Genomic DNA, 18,900 nt, shown 5'->3' with positions numbered 1-18,900 from the left:
CAAGGCTTATGCCGCCGCGCAGCCCCGCATCGCAGGGCCAACTGCCGTAGGACTGCGCCTGCTTGCGACCATTCAGCCGGGTCCCGAACCTTAGGCTCCGGGGCCCCTGTCAGGACGGAGTCCTGCGCGCATGACCGGCCTGCCCGCTCTTCCCCCGCCCCCTGCCGCCGAGCCTGCCCGCCAGGCGCCCGCGCCCTTGCCGGGCCGCCTGGGGCCCACCCACACGCTGATCCTGCTGGTCGCCTTCCCGGCGCTGGGCACCGCCCTGTTCCTCAACGGCACGCCTACCAGCGACATTCTAATTCTGCTCGGCGGGTGCGGTGGCGTCGGCGCGGCCGTCCTCACCGCGGCCGGCGGCGGCCGCCGGCTGATGGCCGTCCTCGTCGAGGCCGCAGTGCGCTCCGGCGCGGGCAAGTAGGGGATCGTCGATGCCCTCGCCCCGACCGGCCGCAGATGCCCGGCCCTTCGCCGAGCTCGCCGGGTACCTGAGCTCCATGCGCCGCGCCGCCCGGCTGTCCCAGCGCCGTCTCGCCGCGGCGGCCGCCGTCTCCCGCGGCACCGTCCAGCGCGCCGAAGCCGGCCTCCTCGCCCCCTCCACCGACGTCCTCGACGCACTCGTCACCGCCTGCGGAGGTGACCGAGCCTCCCAAAACCGCGCGCGCACCCTGCGCACCAGGGCCCGCACCGCCCAGCGCGACCGGCTCCGGGCGCTGCAGGCACCCGCGCCCGACCTCGTACGCACCGCGGACGACCTCGGCGCCGCCCTCGCCGCCGCATACGAACGCGCCGGCGCTCCCTCTCCGACAGCCCTCACCCGCCCCGCAGCCGGACGAACTGCGATCCCGCGGACCACCGCCTGGCGCATCATCCGCCGCAAGGCACTGCCCGCCAGCACCGAACAGCTGCAGACCTTCCTGGACGTGTGCCGGGTCAGCCGCCGCGCCCAGCAGCACTACCGCGACGCGTTCGAACATATTCTGGCCACCCGCGCACGGCGCACCGCTCCCCCGCGCAGACATCCGGCACAGCCGTCCCACCGCCGCCCCACCGCCCTGGCGCTCGGCCGGCAGGGCACCGGTGGCCCCTACGACATCGAGCGGATGGCCGCCGCGGCCGAGCCGGTCATCAAAGCACTCACCGCACAACGCGCTCTCTACGACACCAACCGCCTGGCAGCGGCCGTCCTCCCAGCCCTCGAAGTCCTCGCCTCAGACACCGCCGTCCGCAACACCCCCGCCGCGCTGGCCGAGGGCGTCCAGGTGTTCGCGGACGGCCTCGCGCATCTGTTCCGGTCGGCCGGCCGGGAAGCACACCGCAACGGCGCCGCCCCACCCGATCTCATCATCGCCACCAACACCCTGTCCCACGGCATCGACTTCGACGACCACGACATCGCACCCACCGCCGGCGGCCGCACGATGGTCTTCCAGCTCAAGACCAGCCAGCAGCACGGCCCCGACAGACCTCCCCCCGCACCGACAGCCGCCCCCGCGCCCCAACCACCGCCACCGCCCGGACCCGGCACCCACACCACCCGGCCCCCGCACACACCGGACAGCACCCAGCCGTCCCTGACCGCGAGCCACGATCCATACGAGCAGACCAGCCACCCCGTCACGGCACACCCGCAGGCTCCCCGCGCCCAGCCCGCAGCATGAACCCGCCCTCTCCCCCGCCCAACCCCCGGCCGGCCAGTCCCCCGGTCAGGCAGCGAGTTGACGTGCCAGCTCCGCCTACGAACAGCGGACCAGCCATCCCCGTCCGCGAACGCTCGCCGCAGCGGCCCGGCCCCGGCACCACACCAGCGGCGACGCGCGGCGAGGCGGCGGGGACAAGCACGGAGCAGCCGGGTGCAGGGGCGACGAACAAGGACGGCCCTCACCGAGGTCGGCTGCCGACGAGCAAGGGGGCGCCGCCGCCCCGCCCGGGAGCGGCAACGGGTTCCGCCGTGAAGAACCAGCCCAGTGATCTGCGTCCGGCGGACGCCGCCCGGCCGCGCCACGCCGCGAAAGCGATACGAGCTAGGCGTCCGAGCCGGTGCGCCAGGTCCGGATCGTCGTGGCTGCGTCCCTCAGTCCTGCTTCGCCCGCTCGGATCTCGCCTGCCAGCGCCCACAGGGCTTGGGGCTCGGGGGCGACCGGCCACCCGGAGAGTTCCATGTAGGCCTGCGCGGCGGACCAGCCGATGACCAGGTTGTAGTCGGCGAAGGGCCTGAGGACCAGCGCGAGGTACAGGAACGTCGCTGCGCGTGCCTCGGGCTCTTCGTAGTACGGCGTGCCCGCGAGCTGCTCGTAGCGGTGAGCCGAGCCCGTCCAGTGCAGGGCTCCCCAGTCGCTGATGTCGACGTTGGCGGGCGCCGCTTCCAACCGGATCGTCAACAGCCATCTATCCGACTGATCAGGGGCGGGCCGCCGCCCTGCGTGTCAACGGCAGATCTCCCAACGCGCCTGCGGCGTCCAGGTCCCCGCCGGCTTCGACGGGGTCCTGCCGCGTCCGCGTCGGGGCTCATCGGTGCCGGTCCGAAGGGGCCGGGGTGGACTGCGGCGACTTCGTGTCGGCCGGGTCTTTGCTGCCCTCGCCCGGCCCTCCGGCAAGAGCCAGCAGGACCAGGACGAGAAGGAGGAATCCGCCGCCGGTGCCCGTTGCAACGGCGGCGGTGCGGGGGGCTACGGTCCGGTGGTGCCCGCGGACGCGGGTGCCATCAGCACGCGAGTAGGGCGCGACGTAAGCGGTCGCGCCGGTGGAAACCACCGGCCGGGTCCGCGGCGCGGGGGCGCGGCGGCCAGCGGTACGCGGGGGCATCGCGTACGGCTGCGCGGCGCGCGGCCGGGTGCGGCGGTGGTGGCCTTTGACGTAGGTACCGTCGCGGCGGCGGTGGGGGCGGACGTAGGTCACGGGCGGTCCTCGGCAATGAGAGGGGCATAAGCCCGGGCGGGGGCCGGGGTTTCCCCGGCGCAGCATGCAACGGTAGCCGCGCCCACTGACAACGCCGGACCTCCAACTGATCGACTACGTATAAGAGTTAGGGTCGAGGCGGCACTTTTCGGCCGGTGATGCCGGCGCCGGGACTGCTGTGAGTGCCGGGTGCTCTCATGACAGCGACGGAGGGCTGCAGACGAGGGGCCCGTGCGCGGGAACAGGGAACACGACGGATAAGACGGCACCGGGCATGCCGGGCAGCATGCGCACCCGGCGCAGGCCGTGGCCGCGCTGCACCGCGAGGGCCGCCGAGCAGCGCCGGAGCGCCCTGGTCACCCCAATCGCCGTCAGCCTTCTCGCGCACCGCGCCGAGTTCGCCGTCGACTCCTGGCTGGAGGAGACCGCTACCGTGGGCGGGGTCGGTTGTATGCGGGTCTCCGGGCGTGCGCGGCTGGCCAGGGAGGAAGTTGTCATACGGTTCTGTCAGTTGGCCCAGTCGTCACGGCTGTCCTTGCTGTCGTCTGCCGTGGTGGTTTCCGGCGCGTGATCAAGGGTTCTGTGGTGTGGGTACCGGGTTCTGGACGGGCATGATCGGCGTCGCTGCAGGCGCGGTCTGTAGGGCCATTTTGCGGTAGCCGGTAGCGGTGATGGTGCGCCACGACAGGTAGAAGCCGACGGTGGACAGGGCTCCGAGAGCGGTGGCAGTTGCGAGGAGTGGGGCGCGGTGCTCGACGGGGTAGCGTCCCAGTGCGAAATCGGTGGCCAGGGTGAGCAGGACGCTGTTGAGGATCCAGCCGCGGCAGATTCTCTGTCGGGAGCGTGCGTAATCGGCTCGGGCGGTCAGGGCCGGCAATTCGGAGAGTTTGAGGCGTGCCTGAGCGTAGGCGGTGGAAGTGGGGAAGGAGTGGGTGCGCAGCCTTCGGCGCGCTGGAGTAAGGGCGGCGTCGGCGGCACGGTCGATCAGGATGCCCAGGGCGTAGGCGAACGCGAGAGCGGCGCCGGCTGCGAGGGGGGTGTCGGCCACGGGTGCCAGGCGGCGGATGTTGTCGGGGCCGGCGACGGCAACTGTCAGGATGCTCAGGCCGGTGAGGAAGCCGATGCCGACGACGAGGACTTCAACGAACATGGCGGTGGCGGCCACGACAGCGGGGGGTTCGGGCTGCGGTGGTCGGGTCACAGGTGGACGCTCCAAATCTCTGCCATGTCGCTGAGCATGGTCTTGGGTAGTTCGTCGTCCCAGACGCCTCGCAGCAGCATCTTGGCGGTACTCAGGCGCTCGAAGATGATGAGGCTTTCCGGCTGGCTGGCCAGTATGTAGCGGCCGTGGGTCAAGAAGAGCTTGCTGGTCGGGCCGTACTCGCGGTAGGCATCTTCGAGCTGCTGGCGGTGCTGTTCGGTGAACTGGGCCAGCTTGTTGGCGTAGTCGGACTCGTGCTCGAGGGTGCCGATGAGGACGTCGAGGACGTCTTCGGACAGGTCGCGCCGGTGGTCGTGCTCGGTGAACGTGCGGTACAGAAACTCTGCTTCGTCCAGGAGTCGGTTGGTGCGGGTGAAGTCAGGGTGCTTTTCCAAGACGTCTACCCCCCGTTCGACCTCGAGGTCGTACAGTTCGACCAGGGCGATCAAACGGTACAGCGACCTACTGACATCGCGGGGTACGTCGGTGGAGCTTGTCTTGTAGAGCAGCCGATGGGACATACGTGCCCACAAGTCGGTTGCTTCGGTACGGATTTGGATCTCGCACTCGTAGGGTCGGCCGTCACCGTCCCTGAGATCGCCGGCGGCAAGGGTTTGGACATGCAGGCGGGGGTACTGCAGCGTGTACTGTCCTTCGATGTCCTCTCGTTCCCGGTAGTCCTGTGGGTCTGCGACCAGCGTCAGGTTGCCCTTGACGACTTCCAGGGCCTTGTCGAGGAAGCCATGGTGCTGGACGGTGATGCGGACGCCCGCTTTGTCCGATATCTGATTCCAGGGGTCGGCGTAGTCCTTGTGATAGGCCTTGGTGACGAAACTGCCGATCTCCTTGGCCCGGTGGGTGATTTCGCAGGTGATGTGGGCGCGGGCAGTTTTACGTCGCAGAAGGGCGGCGGTGAGCTGTGCCGCCTTCCGAATGTCGGGGAGTTCCGACTGGTACCGGTGGAAGGCATCGTTGACCGCACTCATCCGGCGAGTTCTGCTCTGGGTGCTGGGCCGTCGGAGTGCAGCGCTTCGGGTTTGCGGGCGCTGTAGTGGCTACGCGTGGACGTAATCTTGCCGCTGACGGTGACTGTGGATGTGCCGTCGGCGTGCTCGACGATCTTGATGTCCTCACGCACCCGCCTGACGGGGGCGATGATGGAGATGCCGCCTGCGAAGCCGATCTGGAGCTCGCTCAGGCGCGGCGCCACCCGTTCGATGTCCTTGTCGAAGGTGGTCGTCGGAATGCCCTTGCTGGCCAGGTAGGCGAGGAAGCTGTCCTGGTGAGTGAGGTCGAGATGGTCAGCGGCGAAGGAGGTCGGGTCCAGGGTCACAGTGTTGGAGCGCAGTTCGACCAGGGCTGCCATCAGGTACTCGACGCTCTTCTCGGGATCGTCGACCTGCTTGTCGACCCAGTCGACGGCTGCCTCGTGAAATTTCTGGGTAAGGCGCTTGGGGTCTTCCTTCTGCCGGCAGCCGAGGAAGGTCCGGAGCCAGAACTGGGCCATCCTGCCGGACAGCTGTTTGTCAGCTGTCCAGCCTTCGATGGGGCCGTCCTCGGGGACGCCGTCGGAACAGAACAGGGCGGCCTTGTAGATCTTGTTGTGTTCGGTCATCAGGAGGTTGGCGAAGTAGCTCATGTCGAAGGTGCGTTTGCCGTCGACGAGTACCTCCTCTGCTCGAAACCCGCCCTCTTGCTCCAGTTTCACGATGAGCAGCGCCCGCTTGCCCGCGAGTCTGGCTGAGGCCACGAGGAGCAGTCCGGGGGAACTGTTGGGCTTCTGGCTGTCAAAGAGGAGTTCGGCAAGGTCGGTGGAGACGTCCACGAGGGCACGCTGCTCGACGAGGTACTCGTAGACGCGGTCGGGCAGGGTCGACTTCTTGGCCTCGAACTCTTCTACGACTGGGCGTCCGTGTGAAGCTAGCACGGCTCGGAAATTGGCCTGGATCTTGCCGCGCACATCCTCACTGAGCGTGCACGCTGTTTCGCTCAACTGGACTTGCGCCGGTGTCGGGTCGTTCCGCTTACGCGTCGGGACCAGATGAAAGATGGCCTCGTCAACGACGAGTTGAGCGAATTCTCCCGACATACCCCACCCCGTGAATCTCTTGCGTAGAGGTCTCGCGACTGAGCATCGGCTGTCTGTCCGTGCCGTTTGGGAGTCGACAGACGCTCGTGGTGACCGCTCTCGCGGCGCGAACGCCTGCTCCGAGAGCGGTCGTTGACCCTATGCCTGGGAACCGATGCGGTCATCGTAACCGTCTGTGCACGGCACGAAGGACGTTTGCCAAGGAGATATGCGTAGAGTCGTCAGATTGACCGAAAATAGATGAACTGTGTGTCGGATATATGCGTTCGCGGACTTCGGCGGACAACCGTACGTTCCTCGTCGGTCCTGTGCACCACATGGCCGGTGCTCTGCGTCATCGCGACCTGGACGCCTCGCTCATTCTCTGGCTCATCGCCGGACCGTAGACGCACGACTCGACGAGCGCGCCATCACGCACGACCGGCCGGTGCGCGGCGCGCCTTCCGCCAGGGTGTGGGCACCGGCGTGCGGGGCAGGGAACGGCACTTCAGCCGGTATAGCGGCGCAGGACCAGCGCGCTGACCCGGGAGCCGATGCGGTGAACGTGGTGCTGGGCCCAGCCGTCTGCGAGTTGGTCGAGTTGCTGCCTGTCCACCCCGCGGTGGTGGTCGTGGACCAGGGCGCCGGGTTCGTCGATGCGGGTCAGCACGAAGAAGGTGCCGTTCCAGGCCAGCCGGCGCCCGACGTCGGCCACCAGGCGGGCCCAGTCGAGGTAGGCAATGGCGAAGCGGCAGGTCACCAGGTCCACCGAGCCGGGACGGATACCCGGAACGGGCTGCCGGTCGAGGTCCAGGGTCTGAAACTGAGTGGTGGTTCCTGTGCTGCGGCAGGTCGCCTGCCGGATGGCCTCGCCCGCCCAGTCATAGCCGCGCACGCTCATCCCCCAGGCGGCCAGTTGACGCGCCCAGTGTCCGGTGCCGCACCCGAGATCGACGGCGCTACCGCCCGGCACAGGCCCTACGAAGCGGCAGAACCGCTCCGCCTCCGCATCGGAGACCACCCTCGGCCAGCCGCCCCCACGCTCATACCAGCGGTCCCAGTCCCCGGCCGTCAGCCGCCGAGCACCACGGCACTGCGCATCCGGAACACCGCCGGGCACGGCCGGCCCCACCGGACGGACGCCGGAGAGCGGTGCAGGCAGCACCCCTTCGAGCTGCGGTTGGTGTGTCATCGCCGGCTCACCTCTCCGGGGTGGCATGCGCGTGATGGTGCGGGGCGTCTTCGGGCAGCGGGGTGCTTGGCGGTGGCTTGCGGGCGGGGAGGGTGATGGCCGCGTGCACGGTCGTGCCGCCGGCGTCGTCCCCGCTCTGGTCCCAGCGGCTGGCCAGGGATTGGACGATCAGCAGGCCGCGGCCGGATTCGGCATCGGGGGCCGCGTGCCGGGCGTGGAGGTGGCGGTGGGGGCCGTGGTCGGCGACGCTGACGGCGGCTTCGTCGTCGGTGAGGGTGATCTCGAGGGTGATTTCGCAACTGCGCGTGTAGGTGACGGCGTTGGTGGCCAGCTCGCTGACGATCAGCTGGAGGTCCGCGCGGATGGTCTCGCACACGCCCCAGTCGGCGAGAGTCACGCCGAGGTAGGCGCGGGCCTGGCCCGGGGTGCGCTTGGAGTGTCCGGGCAGTCGCAGGCGGGTGGTCAACGCCTGCGAGTGGGCGGCGGGCGGCCCGTCCGCCGGGTCTCCGGGTGCTGAGGGAGACATCACGGCTGCTCCCCCTCTGGCTGCGCCGGGGTGCAAGCCGGTTGCGGCGGGCCGTCGTGCGGGTAGAGGGCGCAGGCCGCTGCGCCGCTCAGCCACTGGCGCAGGATGATCCGCTCGCGTCGCGTACAGGCGACTTCCCGCTCGGACGGAGCGATGACGGCGTTTACTTCACCGCGCAGCACCAGCTGCTCCACCGTGCGCCAGCCGATCCGCCGGCGGCGCGGGGTGTCGGGCGGTGCCAGGTCGTACACCTCGTGGAAGACAGGCCAGCGGTGTACAGCGGCGAAGCCGCGCAGATCCGCCAGCGTCCGGGCCACTGCCGCCGGGTTGGTGTTGCAGGTGTAGAGCACGCTGCGGGGCAGGTCGGGCGCTGCGGGCGCCGCTGCCGCCGGGGTGGTGAGGGGCACGGCGGGTGCGGGGGCGGGAATCTTGGTCATCGTGCTCAGCTCCAGAGCAGGGATGGGGCAGGGCCGTTGGGCACACGTCCCCGGGCGCGGTGCCGGAGTGCGGTGCACGGGCGGGATGCGGGGCTTATGGCTCGTCCCGCCGGCGGGCGTCGGCTTCGGCCCAGATGGTCGATGTGCCGTCCCGGTGGAGGCGGCGGCCGAAGGGCACGGCCTGTGCGAGCAGGAAGCGAAGGACGGTGAGCCGCTCGGACTCGCTGAGTGCGTGCGGGACGTCGGCTTCGATGCGGATCCACTGCTCCGTGACGTCCTGGCGCGGGCTCACGCCGAGCACGTCGGCGAGCAGGGCGCTAAACGCGGGACCGGTAGGCTCGCCGTGGTCAGGGCCCCGCACGGAGGTGACCCACCGGCGCAGGCGCTGGTGCACGACTTCCTGGCTCACGGATTCCTCCTCCTGGTTCAGTTGCGGTAGTCGCGCCACGATGTGGCCGCCTGCTGCAGGGGCCCGGCCCAGGCGGTGGAGCTCTGGCCAGCGATGCTGTCCCACAGGCGCAACTGCGCCCGGGAGAAGGCGGCCAGTGCCTCGTAGGAGGCCTGCCGCCACGCCTGGTGCCCGGCCGCGGCGTACTCCGCCTGCTCGGGGTCGTGGCCGGCGGCGATGAGCCACAGCACCCACAAGGCCGGGTCGATCCAGGCCGCGCCGAGCGAGACCCACCCCCAGTCGACGAGCCGCACCCCACCGTCCGCGATCAGGACGTTCTCCGGATTCCACTCGGTGCGCAGCAGGGCAGAGCCGTCGAAATGGTGGAGCTCGTCGGGGGCGGCGCAGCCGGCCATCCGGTCGCTGAAGCGCCGCAGCTGGAGGGGCGGCAGCGGCCTGCCGGCGAGTTCCTGCATCACGTCGAGCACCGGCTCCAGATCATCGCTGCCCGGCTTCCAGTTGGCGTGGCGGCCCTCGGTGTACTCGAAGGCGAGCAGGTGCCACGCGTCGTCGTCGGCCTGCCACACCATCCGGGGCGACAGGCCGTGGACGAACGGATTGATGGCCGCCTCGCGGGTCTGCGTCCAGGCGCGCGGGTTGCTCGTGCGCAGGCCCTTGACGAACAGCGTCTGCGTTTCGGTCCGCACGTGTGCGGCGATCTCACTGTTGAGCCCGCCGGTGACCGGACTGCTCTCCAGGATGGGTCCGCTGCGGATCTCGATCATTCTCGCGACCGTCGGCGGGATCTCGCTCAAACGCTCGGTGGCCATAACGGCTGTTCCTTTCGGGACACCAGAGGGTGCACGCCCGGTCCCCGGCGGGAACCAGGCCGCTCACCCCATCCCCGACCGCCGTCGGACGGGGATGGGGGAGCTTTGTGCGGCAGGGGCACGGCTGCCATTCCGCGTTGCGAGGCGCTCGCGGTCGCCTGGCCGTGGGTGCCGCTTGGTGGGTTGGCGCCGGCTGCGGTCCGCGGCCTTTCGCAGGTCGGGGCGTCGTGCAGCTCTCGTACGACGTCATAGTCCTCCCGCGCGATCAGGGCCCGTGCCGCGTTCAGGCCCTGGACGGCGTTTCCGCCCTGCTCGTTCAGGGTGCAGGCGACGATCAGCCGCGCCCGGTCCGGGTCGGGCAGGCCTTCGGGCGCACCGGCGTTGCAGTCCCGGCGCAGCCGCCCGAGGAACAGGCCCGCGGTGTACGGCCGGGCGCGGCCGCGCCAGGACCGGCTCGCCGAGGACCGGCGGCCTGACCTCGGTGCCACCGTCCGTCCAAATGGCGTCTCGCTCGGTTGCCGTGCTGGGCGGCATGGGGCGCCTCCGTCAGTCGGGCGGTTCACGGCGCAGCACGTGGCGAAGCCGGTCGCGGACCGTGCCTGCGTCACGCTGCGCCGTGGCTCAACTACTGTCTTGCATGGCACAGTTGACGTGCAATGCTGCGTGCAATTTTCACGACGAATGGCGTATGCATGCAACGGAGCTCTTGGCTGTGCAAGCTGCACCTGTGGTGGCACACTCTCAACACAGGCAGGGCCAAGGGACACTTGGGCAGGCGCGCACCGGGCCCCGGGAGGCATGAACCCGGCTCCGGGAGGCAAGAGCCCAACTCGATCGGCGCGTGCCTCGGCACGCCGGAGAGGATGACGCGTGGCCGCACCGAAGGGGCCGACAAGCCGGCGGGTACACCTGGGCAAGGTGCTGGAGAGAATGAGGGAGGACCTGGGCATGCGACGCGACGACGTCGCGGGCGCTCTGGGCTTCTCCCACGAAAAACTGTGGCGCGTCGAGAGGGGCAGGACCAGCCTCCCCAACCCCACCGACCTGAAGAACCTCCTTGGGCACTACGGGGTAGAGGAACCCGAGGTCGTCGACAGCCTGCTCGTCATCCACCGGGAGTCTCTGCAGGAAGGCTGGTGGGTGCCCTACTCCGCCCACCTGCCCAAGGGCATGCGCGAGTACGTCGGCATGGAGACCGACGCCGAGACCATCGCCGCCTGGCAGCCCTCGCTCGTCTTCGGGCTCCTGCAGACGGAGGCCTACGCGCGCGAGCTCCTGCTGTCCGCCAAGGGCGTCGACGAGACGACCACCGAGTTCATCGACGCAAACGTCGAGGTCCGAATGGCCCGCAAGGCCCTGATCACGAAGGACGAGCCGCGCGCGCTGTGGGTCATCATGGGCGAGGACAGCCTGCGCAGCACGATCGGCAGCCCCGAGGTCATGGCCGACCAGTTCGAGGAGATCAAGCGCCTCGCCGCCCTCGACACGCTCACCGTGCAGATACTGCCGGCCGCCTCCACCGGATACCGCGCCAGCCAGAACTTCGCGCTGCTGGACATGGGCGAGCCGCTCGGAAAGATCGTCCAGGCCGACCAGCCCGGCGGCCAGGCCAGCATCACCGACAAGAAGCCGGACGTCGGCAGATACACCCGCAGGTTCGAGGCCCTGCGGGCCTCGGCACTCGCACCCAACGAGACACCGAAATTCATCGACGAGATCCACCGGGACCTGAAACGGAAGTTGGCCACATGAACGCAACCCGCACGTCCACCGAACTGGCTCCGGAAAACGCCTGGTTCAAGTCCTCCTACAGCAGCGGCGCGGAAGGCAACTGCATAGAGGCCGCCGACACCACCTCCGCCGTCGCCGTCCGCGACTCCAAGGACAAGGGACCCGCCCTCGTCTTCGGGAAGCCGTCATGGACCGCCTTCCTCAGCAGCATCCGCGAAGGCAGCTTCGACACCCGCGCCTGACCATCCGCACCCGCCGAAAAGCACGGTGGCCCCCTCGGAACCATCGAGGGGGCCACACCCGTCTTACGACCAGCCAGACCGTACAGCCGACAGCGAGCAGCGGCACGAGCCCCTCCGCACCGCGCCCGGCGGGCAGCAGGCGGCGGACACGGGCCCCGTCGGGCCGGCCCACGAGCCGCTGTGAGCAGAAAAACGGCCGCCACGACGGTGCAGTTGACCTCCCGCAGACCGTGCGGCGGCACGTACGGCTCATCGGCGAACAGGAGATAGACCTCGTCAGGCATATCTGTCTCCTCCCAAGGCGTGGCGCAGCGGGGGCGCCAGCCGGGCGCGGGCAAGCCGGGCGCGAGGGGCCGGCCGCCCGCAGTGTCAGGGATGGCCGGGGGCCCGATACGGCGGCAGATCGTCTCGCCTGCGGCCCGGGACTCGAGGTAGTCCAGGGCGTCGTCGGCCTCGGCGAACAGGTCGCGGGTGAGGGTGTCGACGGGGACGGTCTGCTCGACCTCGCGCTTCGCGGCCGGGTGGATGGACTTCGGCTTGGGCAGCACCGCGGTGAGCCGGGTCATCGCGGCGACGGCCTGGACGAACGCGGGTCGCTCCGGCAGCAGGTGCGTGATCAGGAACGAGGCGGCCTGCTCCTCCGGGGTGAACTGGCCGGCGATTCGGGCGAAGTAGGCGTCCAGCCGGGCGGGTTCGAAGGTTTCCATTGCAGTTCCCTCTCATCCGTACATCCGGGGGCTGTGCGGGAAGTTCTCAGGGGTTCAGCGGGTGCGGGCGCGTCCGAACAGCAGCCGGTCGGCCGCGAGCGCGTCGTCCAGGTAGGTGTCGAGGCGGACGGCGTCGGCGGTCTGCGGCAGCGGGTCCAGCCCGAGCAACAGGAGCGCCTCCTCGGTGCGGGCGACCAGCTCTGTCCAGGCCCGGCGGGTGGGCAGCCGCAGCTTGCGGGAGGCGCCGTGGAAGTGCATCAGCACCTGGTCGCCGACGATCTGCAGACAGTGGTCGAGCTCCGGGACGACCTCCCGAGGGCCGGCCAGACCTCCGAGGCTGTCCGACAGTCGTCGCATCCGGGCCTCGACCGTGTCGGGGCTGACCGGGGCCGGGGTGCGGGTGTGGGTGATCAGGATGTGCGCGACCTCGCGGCCGTCCGGTCCGGTGCCCGGCCAGGTCCAGGACGCGAGGGAGACCAGCAGCCGCAGTTCCGGGCCCGGTGGGGTGAGGATGACGGTCATGACGCCGTTCCTCTCGTGGCCTTGAAGCAGGACCAGACGAACTTTCCGGACGGAGGGCTGTCCTGAACGCCCCAGCCGTCTGCGAGCACGCTCACCAGCGTCAGGCCGCGTCCGGAGGTGTCCGCGTCGGCGGCCTGGCGGGCCTTGGGGCGCTGGCGGCAACTGTCGTGCACTTCCAGGCGTACGACTTCCTCGTCGGCATCCAGCTTGACCCGGAAACCGTGGCCGTCGACGGCGCCGTGGACCAGCGCATTCGTCGCGAGCTCGGAGACGCAGAGCCGGATGTCCTCGACGCGGGACTCAAGGCCCCACTCGGCCAGGGCCTCCGTAGCGAACTTGCGTGCCTGGCCGATTGATTCGGGCCGGGGCTCGAAGAACCGCTGGGTCTGTTCGGTCATCGTGGCCCTCATGACTCGGCGTCCAGGACGCGGGTGGATCCCGGACTGCGGCGACGGGCCGGGCCCCCGCGGGCGACGGACGGGTGTGTGGGGCGAGGCTCACGGACCAGCAGTAGACGGGAGCCGGCCGCCTCGATCCGCCGCCCACGTTCGGCGGCTATGGCCTTCGGCCCCAGGTGCGACATGGCCGGGGAGATCACGCCATAGACGTCCGGCAGGGCCAGCACGTCCAGCAGTCCGGTGAACGCCACCGATTCAGGACCGGAAGTCACGTCGCGGTCCGTGAACAGCCCGGACAGCTGCAGCTCGTGGCTACGGCAGTACTCGCTGAGCGACGCGGTCAGCGCCGCATGCCGGGCTGTGGAGACCCGCACCAGCCGCAGAAAGCCGTACACGACCGGGCCGCTGACCTGGCGATGCTCCGTGAGGGGTTCCATGCTGAAGACCGTCCAAAAGGCTCGACAAGTGATGACCCCTTGAGCGTGGCCGCCACCCAACTCCCGGCCAATCAGCTCCTGTTCTACTTACGTTCCACTTCCGTGCCGCCAACTGCACTCACCGTGCTTCGATGGCTAACGGAAGGGAGTGACGCGTGGCGACCGTGCACCACTGGACCGGCCTGGAGGCCAAGGCCCTGCGTCTCGCCCTGCGACTGAGCGTGCGGGCCTTCGCCCAAGACCTCGGCCTGGCGGTTGCGACCGTCTCCAAGTGGGAGTCCAAGCTCGCCGCCACCGAGCCCAGACCCGATACCCAGGCCATCCTCGACACCGCGCTCAGCCGCGCGGACGCCGCCGTCCACCTGCGCTTCGAAACGCTCCTGTCGGAGACGGCCAGCGCCGTGCAGAACGCCGGGCGGCGCGTCACCGCTCCCGGGCCGAGGGCCTGGGAGTACGAGTCCTGGGCCGATGATCTGGACCGCGTCGTGGTCGCCCTGTCCCGGCAGAACTTCACCTTCGCCGACAGCCTGCTCAGCCGGTGGCTCACCCGGTTCAAGGCCACCGAACTCGACGACAAGGGCCTCTATCTGTTCGCCCGCTCCACCGCCCTGCTCGGCGACCTCAAGCGCGACCAGGGGGCCGTCCTCGGCCCGCTCTCCGCCCAGCACTCCTACGCCGACGCCCGCTCCGTCTACACCCAGCTCGACATCCCCCGCCGCGTCGCCCAGCTCGACCTGTCCCTCGCGGTCGTCACGGAGATGTCCGGGAATCTGGAGACTGCCGCCCATCACTACGAAACCCTCGCCGTCGACGACCGGCTCTCGCGCCGCGACCGCGCAAGGGCCCGGCTGTGGGTGGGGACCGCGCTGAGCAAGGACGGCAACCACGACTATGCGACCCGCGTCATGCAGACCGCGACCCGCGACTTCGAAGACCTCCAGGAACCCGACGACTGGTCGGTGGCCCACCAGAAACTCGCCCTCGCCCGCCGCGGCGCCGGCGACCTCTCCGGAGCCCTGCACTTCATCGACATCGCCCGCAACAGCGGGACCACCGAATCACCGATGCAACGCGTGCGACTGGATACCGCTCATGGTCACATCCTGCTCTCCGCCCCAGCGACCCGCGATGATGGACACCTCGTCCTCGACCAGGCCGCCAGGACAGCCGCGCAGTACGAACTCGTGCACCAACTGCGCAGTATCGAGGGCATCAAGGCCATGAGCGAGGGGCCGACCGGCCCCCGGCAACGGTGACCAGGGAGAACACACGCGTGAGCGACAACCAGCAGAACATCACCGAGGGCCAGTGGCGCCAGGCCAAGCAGATCTGGGACTACCACCAGATGCACCACGACCTGCGGCCCGTCGACGTGGCCATCGGACTCGGCAGCCACGACCTCGGCGTCGCCACCCGCTCCGCCGAGCTGTACCGGGCCGGGCTCTTCCCGACCCTGGTCTTCACCGGCGGCAACAGCCCCACGACCGCCAAGGTCTTCCCGCGTGGTGAGGCCGTCCACTTCCGCGAGCACGCCATCGACCTCGCCGTCCCCGCCGAGGCGATCCTGCTGGAGCCCAACGCGTCCAACACCGGACAGAACATCACCCTCTCGCGTGAGGTCCTCGCCGACGCCGGCATCAGCCCGAAAACGGTGCTGCTGGTTTCCAAGCCCTATATGGAAAGGCGATCGTTCGCGACCGCTCGCAAGCTGTGGCCCGACGTCGAGATCCTCTGCGTGTCGGAGCCGCTGGAGTTCGACGACTACGTGAAGTCCATCGGCGACGAAAAGCTCGTCCTGGACATGCTCGTCGGCGACCTCCAGCGGGTCATCGAGTATCCAAAGCTCGGATTCGCCATCGAGCAGGAGGTCCCGGAGGACGTGCATGCCGCGTATGAATCCCTCATCCACGACGGCTTCACCAGCCGCCTCATCTCCTGACCTGCCCACCCCGGGCGGGCTGTGTGCGATCCACCAGCCCAATGTGTTCCCGCGGCTGACCACGCTGGCCAAGCTGTTCGCGGCGGACTACTGGATCGTCCTGGACGACGTGCAGTTCACCCGCCGCGACTACCAGCACCGAGCCCGCCTCGCCGACCTCGACGACCCAGCCCGCCAGCAGTGGCTCACCATCCCCACCCACCTTCCCGGCGGGCGGCCCACCCTCATCCGGGACGCCGTAATCGACGATCCCGCCCCGGCCCGTCGCCGGACCGCCGGGATGCTACGACAGCAATATGGGGCCAGTCCCCACTGGCCTGCCCTCGCGAAGGCCCTGGACCCGGTGCTGGACGCCTTCACCACCGGACGGACTGCGACGGTCGCGGAGATGTCCACCCGCGTTTTGCTCGACGTGCTCGGCCGGCAGGGCCAGATCCTCACCAGCAGCCGCCTGCCCGCCCGGCCCGGTCGGTCCCTCCGGCTCGCCGACCTAGCCGCCGTGACAGGTGCCCGCACGTATCTGTGCGGGACCGGCGGCATGACCTACCTCGACCAGAAACCGTTCTCCGCCCGGAACATCGCCGTAGCCGCGTTCCGACCGCCGACCACCGATATGTGGGCCTTAGGGCACCGCATCAGCGCTGTGTGGACGCTCGCCGCGCTGGGACCGCAGGCCGTGGCTGCCCGCCTGCAGACGACGCCGCCTGGCCGTATGACCTGGTCATCGACGTTGCTCGACGCGTGACCTGACAAAACCGCCGGTCCGCCGTGGGCGGCCGAAAACGGAGCCAGGCGGCCGGCCCCGGGAGCACGGCTCCGCGCATGTCCGCCTGTGGCACGTACACCCTGCGTGCTCGGCCGCTGCCGGCTTCACGCCATCGTGTCGGCGGCCAACATCATCCCGGCCTCCCGTGGACCGCATCCCGGGCACGGGCGTTCAGCCCTTGCGAACGAGGGGTCTCGCCCGCGAGCGCGCGCGAGCCCGCCACTGCCACAGTGGCGGGCTCATCGGTGCCGTCGGCCGCCCGCGGCCCGGCGAGAGGAGGCAGGGCCGGAAGGAGGCCGGTGCCGGGCCAGAGTTCGCGGCCGTCCTGTGCGGTGTGCAGGTTGTGGGTGAGCTCGGCCAGGACGGCGGCGCGCCGGGCGGGACCGTGGGTTTCACGTTGTCCGGTGGCCGGGTCGAGGTTGATCACGCGGCTGTGCGGGCCGCTGCACACCAGCGCCCGCTCCAGAGCGGGAAGGGCCAGCCCCAGCGAGTCGCACGACCCGAAACGCGTCAGGGACAGCAGGTCGGCCACGACCTTCTCCCAGTCGCCGACCTGGGCCCATCCCGCGCCGCCGTCGAGCTCGTGGGTGAGGGTGGCCAGCGGCACGATTTCGCCGTGCGTGCGCGGCCCGGTGTGCAGGAGGCGGTGGATGCGGGCCCCGCCGGGCTGACGCACACGGGGGTGCAGCAGGGTGGCGGCCGCGACGATGGTGCAGTTGACCTCCCGCAGGCCGTGCGGCGGGAAGTACGGCTCGTGGGCGAACAGAAAGAAGATCTCTTCGGGCATCGTTGTCTCCTCCTTGGAGGCATGGGGCAGGGCGTGTTGCGGCGGGTGGCGCCGGGCGCGAGCAGGTGACGGGTCGGCCGCGCGCGGGGTCAGGGGTGTCCGGGAGCCCGGTACAGCGGCCAGTCGTCGCCGGCTGCGGCAGGCCCCTCCAGGGCGCCGCGGGGGCGCTGGTGTTCGCTGTCGTCGGCCTGGCGGGCGAGGTGGTCCAGCAGGCTCTCCAGCGCCAGCCACCGGCAGGTGGTGTCCGGGTCGCGGTCAGGGGCCGTGATGATCACAGCGATCTCCCACAGCGACCGGTGGCCGAGCCGGACCGCGTTGTCGGGCCCAGGGCCGGGGCGGGAGCGGGCGGCGCGCACGATAACGGCGTGCCGGGCGATCAACCGCTGCAGATACGCAAGGCCGTTGGCGCTCTCGACGGTGCGGACGTACCTGCCGGCCCACGCGTCGAGGCGCACGGGCAGGTGGTCGGCGAGCAGCGGCAGCAGGATCGCCGCCAGTGCCCCGGCGGGCAGGGGCAGGCCGTGCCCGACGGCCCAGCTCATGGCGAGCAGGGCGCCCAGGCCGGTTATCAGGGTCAGGGCGGTGACCGAGCCGCCGTGATCCAGGTGCAGGCGGATGGGCGGGCGGCGGGTGAGCCAGCGCCGCGCGCACCGGGCCCGCAGCGAGCATCCGGGGGCGACGATGCCGATCTCCAGCAATTGGCGCGGTGCGCCGTCGGGAGCCGACGGGCTCCAGCGCAGCCATCCCCACGACGTGGGTTCGCGGGCGGGCGAGCGCCTCATGCGCCGCTTCCCGCCGGGCTGCTGGTACGCGGACAGTGCGGGGTAGGGCCGGGCAGTCACGGGTTCCTCGATCCTGTGGGCGGTGACGCGGACGCAGGGCCGCTGCCGGAGACGCGGGCAGCCGTCGCGGTGGTGCAGGGGGTGCAGCGGCCGTCTCCGGCGGGATCAGCACGGCGGGGCGTAGGGCCCGTGCACGCCGTGCACCGGGGCCAGTTGAGACAGGCCGGACAGAGGTCTTGGCCGTCGGCGCGGGAGGGGTGGCCGCAGCCGGCGCACTCGGCCAGCACCCGGCGGGCCACCGCCTCGGCAACCGTGCGATCCGCGGCGCCCGTTGACGAAAGCGCCGGCTCGTCGGCGGGCTGCGTGTCGGCGGGCTGTACTCCGGCGTGGCCGGGTGGGCCGGTGGTCTGTGCGGCGCGCAGCCGGGCAGCGATGATCGCACCGACGGTGTGGTGCAGGGGGTCGGGCAGCGGCCGGCCGGCGATGACGTGCCGCAGCTGCCTGGGTGTCCAGCCTTCATCCAGCAGGTCCTGCACGATGCGGCCCTGATCGGTCAGGGCCTGCCCGGTCAGCAGCAGTTCGGGCTGCCTCGCGCCGATGGCCCGCAGCAGCCGCTCGCCTGCCGACAGCCTCACCGGACTCTGCGGCCCCCGCTCCCCGGCCGACGGCGTCGCGGGGCGGGACTGCTCCCCCGGCTCCGGGGGCGGTGCGGTCGACGCGCGCGCACGCGCGTTACGAACGGACGGACGGACGGGGTTGGTCTTCTGCTTGATGGTCTTCTTAAGACTGGTGTTCTTTGGTGGGCAATCAGCCGACGTCGGTTCATCCGACGTCGGAAAACCGGACTTCGGTTGCGACCTGCGGTTTTGCGCGATGGACGCCGCTGCGGGGGCGGCATCGCCCAAAAGCTCGTACAGGTGCGCCGGGACGTCGGTGATGGCGTAGAAGACCTCGCCCATCGTGCCGTCCCCGTGCCGCGTCTGCTCGCGGATGGCGTCCCATGAAGTGGTGTAGCCGGGCAGTGGACCGGAGTGCGCGGCTGCTTGCCCGGG

24 protein-coding genes and 1 pseudogene are annotated in these 18,900 nt (G+C 70.3%); 9 read left to right on the top strand and 16 right to left on the bottom strand.

All coding sequences use genetic code 11. The features are described from left to right. The first annotated feature begins 130 nt into the window (after positions 1-130). Positions 131-418, top strand: a complete 288-nt coding sequence (locus IE226_RS41880) for a hypothetical protein (RefSeq protein ID WP_229871933.1) — start codon at positions 131-133, stop codon at positions 416-418. 10 nt (positions 419-428) lie between these two features. Next, a complete protein-coding gene (locus tag IE226_RS41875) occupies positions 429-1,658 on the top strand; it encodes a helix-turn-helix domain-containing protein (protein ID WP_190086779.1) in 1,230 nt (409 codons plus the stop codon). Between the two features lie 363 nt (positions 1,659-2,021). Here IE226_RS41875 and IE226_RS41870 read toward each other — a convergent pair whose 3' ends face one another. Both IE226_RS41870 and IE226_RS41865 read right to left on the bottom strand, forming a co-directional pair. Continuing rightward, positions 2,022-2,378 (bottom strand): hypothetical protein, encoded by a 357-nt coding sequence (locus IE226_RS41870; RefSeq protein WP_229871932.1) that lies wholly within the window; start codon positions 2,376-2,378, stop codon positions 2,022-2,024. Between the two features lie 127 nt (positions 2,379-2,505). Next, positions 2,506-2,895 carry a hypothetical protein gene (locus tag IE226_RS41865; protein WP_190086778.1) on the bottom strand — a complete coding sequence of 130 codons (390 nt, stop codon included), beginning with the start codon at positions 2,893-2,895 and terminating at the stop codon, positions 2,506-2,508. 274 nt (positions 2,896-3,169) lie between these two features. Between IE226_RS41865 and IE226_RS41860 the strand changes: the two genes are divergently transcribed. After that, complete coding sequence (locus IE226_RS41860; protein WP_190086777.1) at positions 3,170-3,466, top strand: hypothetical protein; 297 nt, start codon at positions 3,170-3,172, stop codon at positions 3,464-3,466. Here the strand turns inward: IE226_RS41860 and IE226_RS41855 are convergent, their stop codons facing one another. Genes IE226_RS41855 through IE226_RS41845 form a run of 3 tightly spaced genes read right to left on the bottom strand, consistent with a single transcriptional unit; the run spans position 3,467 to position 6,185 of the window. After that, positions 3,467-4,060 (bottom strand): hypothetical protein, encoded by a 594-nt coding sequence (locus tag IE226_RS41855; protein WP_229871931.1) that lies wholly within the window; start codon positions 4,058-4,060, stop codon positions 3,467-3,469. Between the two features lie 32 nt (positions 4,061-4,092). Beyond that, the gene (locus IE226_RS41850; RefSeq protein WP_190086776.1) at positions 4,093-5,082 is read right to left on the bottom strand and encodes a RelA/SpoT-related domain-containing protein; all 990 of its coding nucleotides are present in this window, start codon (positions 5,080-5,082) and stop codon (positions 4,093-4,095) included. Continuing rightward, positions 5,079-6,185 (bottom strand): nucleoid-associated protein, encoded by a 1,107-nt coding sequence (locus IE226_RS41845; protein ID WP_190086775.1) that lies wholly within the window; start codon positions 6,183-6,185, stop codon positions 5,079-5,081. Before IE226_RS41845 ends, IE226_RS41850 begins: the two co-directional genes overlap by 4 nt. Positions 6,186-6,445: 260 nt before the next feature. Here IE226_RS41845 and IE226_RS44990 point away from each other — a divergent pair, with 260 nt between their 5' ends. Next, a complete protein-coding gene (locus IE226_RS44990) occupies positions 6,446-6,571 on the top strand; it encodes a hypothetical protein (protein ID WP_268251325.1) in 126 nt (41 codons plus the stop codon). Positions 6,572-6,672: 101 nt separating this feature from the next. Here the strand turns inward: IE226_RS44990 and IE226_RS41840 are convergent, their stop codons facing one another. The 5 genes from IE226_RS41840 to IE226_RS41820 all read right to left on the bottom strand — a co-directional run bounded on the left by IE226_RS41840 (position 6,673) and on the right by IE226_RS41820 (position 9,537). Next, the gene (locus tag IE226_RS41840; protein WP_190086774.1) at positions 6,673-7,356 is read right to left on the bottom strand and encodes a class I SAM-dependent methyltransferase; all 684 of its coding nucleotides are present in this window, start codon (positions 7,354-7,356) and stop codon (positions 6,673-6,675) included. Between the two features lie 7 nt (positions 7,357-7,363). Further along, complete coding sequence (locus tag IE226_RS41835; RefSeq protein WP_190086773.1) at positions 7,364-7,882, bottom strand: ATP-binding protein; 519 nt, start codon at positions 7,880-7,882, stop codon at positions 7,364-7,366. After that, positions 7,882-8,319 carry a hypothetical protein gene (locus tag IE226_RS41830; RefSeq protein WP_190086772.1) on the bottom strand — a complete coding sequence of 146 codons (438 nt, stop codon included), beginning with the start codon at positions 8,317-8,319 and terminating at the stop codon, positions 7,882-7,884. Before IE226_RS41830 ends, IE226_RS41835 begins: the two co-directional genes overlap by 1 nt. Positions 8,320-8,413: 94 nt before the next feature. Continuing rightward, positions 8,414-8,728, bottom strand: coding sequence for a hypothetical protein (locus IE226_RS41825; RefSeq protein WP_190086771.1), 315 nt, complete (start codon positions 8,726-8,728; stop codon positions 8,414-8,416). 17 nt (positions 8,729-8,745) lie between these two features. Next, a complete protein-coding gene (locus IE226_RS41820) occupies positions 8,746-9,537 on the bottom strand; it encodes a protein kinase family protein (protein WP_229871930.1) in 792 nt (263 codons plus the stop codon). Positions 9,538-10,407: 870 nt separating this feature from the next. Here IE226_RS41820 and IE226_RS41815 point away from each other — a divergent pair. Both IE226_RS41815 and IE226_RS41810 read left to right on the top strand, forming a co-directional pair. Continuing rightward, entirely contained in the window at positions 10,408-11,289 is an 882-nt protein-coding gene (locus IE226_RS41815) for a helix-turn-helix domain-containing protein (RefSeq protein WP_190086770.1), read from the top strand. Continuing rightward, a complete protein-coding gene (locus IE226_RS41810; RefSeq protein ID WP_190086769.1) occupies positions 11,286-11,510 on the top strand; it encodes a DUF397 domain-containing protein in 225 nt (74 codons plus the stop codon). The genes IE226_RS41815 and IE226_RS41810 overlap by 4 nt, the downstream gene beginning before the upstream one ends. 761 nt (positions 11,511-12,271) lie before the next feature. On the opposite strand, the gene IE226_RS41805 is transcribed toward IE226_RS41810, so the two are convergent. The 3 genes from IE226_RS41805 to IE226_RS41795 are packed head-to-tail and all read right to left on the bottom strand — an operon-like array spanning position 12,272 to position 13,574. Then, positions 12,272-12,739 carry a hypothetical protein gene (locus tag IE226_RS41805; protein WP_190086768.1) on the bottom strand — a complete coding sequence of 156 codons (468 nt, stop codon included), beginning with the start codon at positions 12,737-12,739 and terminating at the stop codon, positions 12,272-12,274. Further along, entirely contained in the window at positions 12,736-13,137 is a 402-nt protein-coding gene (locus IE226_RS41800; RefSeq protein ID WP_190086767.1) for an ATP-binding protein, read from the bottom strand. The genes IE226_RS41805 and IE226_RS41800 overlap by 4 nt, the downstream gene beginning before the upstream one ends. Positions 13,138-13,145: 8 nt before the next feature. Further along, positions 13,146-13,574, bottom strand: a complete 429-nt coding sequence (locus tag IE226_RS41795; protein WP_190086766.1) for a hypothetical protein — start codon at positions 13,572-13,574, stop codon at positions 13,146-13,148. A 155-nt stretch (positions 13,575-13,729) separates the two neighbouring features. On the opposite strand from IE226_RS41795, the gene IE226_RS41790 reads away from it, so the two are divergent. From IE226_RS41790 to IE226_RS41780, 3 genes are read left to right on the top strand one after another with little or no spacing between them, the layout of a single operon-like run. Continuing rightward, positions 13,730-14,830 carry a helix-turn-helix domain-containing protein gene (locus IE226_RS41790; RefSeq protein ID WP_190086765.1) on the top strand — a complete coding sequence of 367 codons (1,101 nt, stop codon included), beginning with the start codon at positions 13,730-13,732 and terminating at the stop codon, positions 14,828-14,830. A 17-nt stretch (positions 14,831-14,847) separates the two neighbouring features. Continuing rightward, positions 14,848-15,513 carry a YdcF family protein gene (locus IE226_RS41785; protein ID WP_190086764.1) on the top strand — a complete coding sequence of 222 codons (666 nt, stop codon included), beginning with the start codon at positions 14,848-14,850 and terminating at the stop codon, positions 15,511-15,513. Then, the gene (locus IE226_RS41780) at positions 15,458-16,258 is read left to right on the top strand and encodes a WbqC family protein (RefSeq protein ID WP_190086763.1); all 801 of its coding nucleotides are present in this window, start codon (positions 15,458-15,460) and stop codon (positions 16,256-16,258) included. Before IE226_RS41785 ends, IE226_RS41780 begins: the two co-directional genes overlap by 56 nt. Before the next feature lie 151 nt (positions 16,259-16,409). Here IE226_RS41780 and IE226_RS41775 read toward each other — a convergent pair whose 3' ends face one another. The 3 genes and pseudogenes from IE226_RS41775 to IE226_RS41765 form a co-directional block, all read right to left on the bottom strand. After that, entirely contained in the window at positions 16,410-17,066 is a 657-nt protein-coding gene (locus tag IE226_RS41775) for a hypothetical protein (RefSeq protein WP_190086762.1), read from the bottom strand. An 89-nt stretch (positions 17,067-17,155) separates the two neighbouring features. Next, the gene (locus IE226_RS41770; protein WP_190086761.1) at positions 17,156-17,908 is read right to left on the bottom strand and encodes a hypothetical protein; all 753 of its coding nucleotides are present in this window, start codon (positions 17,906-17,908) and stop codon (positions 17,156-17,158) included. Next, positions 17,905-18,900 (bottom strand): annotated as a pseudogene (locus IE226_RS41765) (hypothetical protein); the annotation flags it as partial. The pseudogene IE226_RS41765 and the gene IE226_RS41770, both read right to left, overlap by 4 nt.

The sequence above is a fragment of the Streptomyces longisporoflavus genome (assembly GCF_014649775.1).
GTDB classification, from domain to species: domain Bacteria; phylum Actinomycetota; class Actinomycetes; order Streptomycetales; family Streptomycetaceae; genus Streptomyces; species Streptomyces longisporoflavus.
The sequence above is the reverse complement of the archived record's forward strand: the minus strand, read 5'-3'. Positions and strand labels throughout refer to the sequence as shown.

Bases quoted from the DNA above. Each gene is read 5' to 3' on its own strand.
- IE226_RS41880 (WP_229871933.1), top strand. From the start codon at position 131: ATGACCGGCCTGCCCGCTCTTCCCCCGCCCCCTGCCGCCGAGCCTGCC.
- IE226_RS41875 (WP_190086779.1), top strand. From the start codon at position 429: ATGCCCTCGCCCCGACCGGCCGCAGATGCCCGGCCCTTCGCCGAGCTC.
- IE226_RS41860 (WP_190086777.1), top strand. From the start codon at position 3,170: ATGCCGGGCAGCATGCGCACCCGGCGCAGGCCGTGGCCGCGCTGCACC.
- IE226_RS41850 (WP_190086776.1), bottom strand. From the start codon at position 5,082: ATGAGTGCGGTCAACGATGCCTTCCACCGGTACCAGTCGGAACTCCCC.
- IE226_RS41845 (WP_190086775.1), bottom strand. From the start codon at position 6,185: ATGTCGGGAGAATTCGCTCAACTCGTCGTTGACGAGGCCATCTTTCAT.
- IE226_RS44990 (WP_268251325.1), top strand. From the start codon at position 6,446: ATGCGTTCGCGGACTTCGGCGGACAACCGTACGTTCCTCGTCGGTCCT.
- IE226_RS41840 (WP_190086774.1), bottom strand. From the start codon at position 7,356: ATGACACACCAACCGCAGCTCGAAGGGGTGCTGCCTGCACCGCTCTCC.
- IE226_RS41835 (WP_190086773.1), bottom strand. From the start codon at position 7,882: ATGTCTCCCTCAGCACCCGGAGACCCGGCGGACGGGCCGCCCGCCGCC.
- IE226_RS41830 (WP_190086772.1), bottom strand. From the start codon at position 8,319: ATGACCAAGATTCCCGCCCCCGCACCCGCCGTGCCCCTCACCACCCCG.
- IE226_RS41820 (WP_229871930.1), bottom strand. From the start codon at position 9,537: ATGGCCACCGAGCGTTTGAGCGAGATCCCGCCGACGGTCGCGAGAATG.
- IE226_RS41810 (WP_190086769.1), top strand. From the start codon at position 11,286: ATGAACGCAACCCGCACGTCCACCGAACTGGCTCCGGAAAACGCCTGG.
- IE226_RS41805 (WP_190086768.1), bottom strand. From the start codon at position 12,739: ATGACCGTCATCCTCACCCCACCGGGCCCGGAACTGCGGCTGCTGGTC.
- IE226_RS41800 (WP_190086767.1), bottom strand. From the start codon at position 13,137: ATGACCGAACAGACCCAGCGGTTCTTCGAGCCCCGGCCCGAATCAATC.
- IE226_RS41795 (WP_190086766.1), bottom strand. From the start codon at position 13,574: ATGGAACCCCTCACGGAGCATCGCCAGGTCAGCGGCCCGGTCGTGTAC.
- IE226_RS41780 (WP_190086763.1), top strand. From the start codon at position 15,458: ATGCCGCGTATGAATCCCTCATCCACGACGGCTTCACCAGCCGCCTCA.
- IE226_RS41775 (WP_190086762.1), bottom strand. From the start codon at position 17,066: ATGCCCGAAGAGATCTTCTTTCTGTTCGCCCACGAGCCGTACTTCCCG.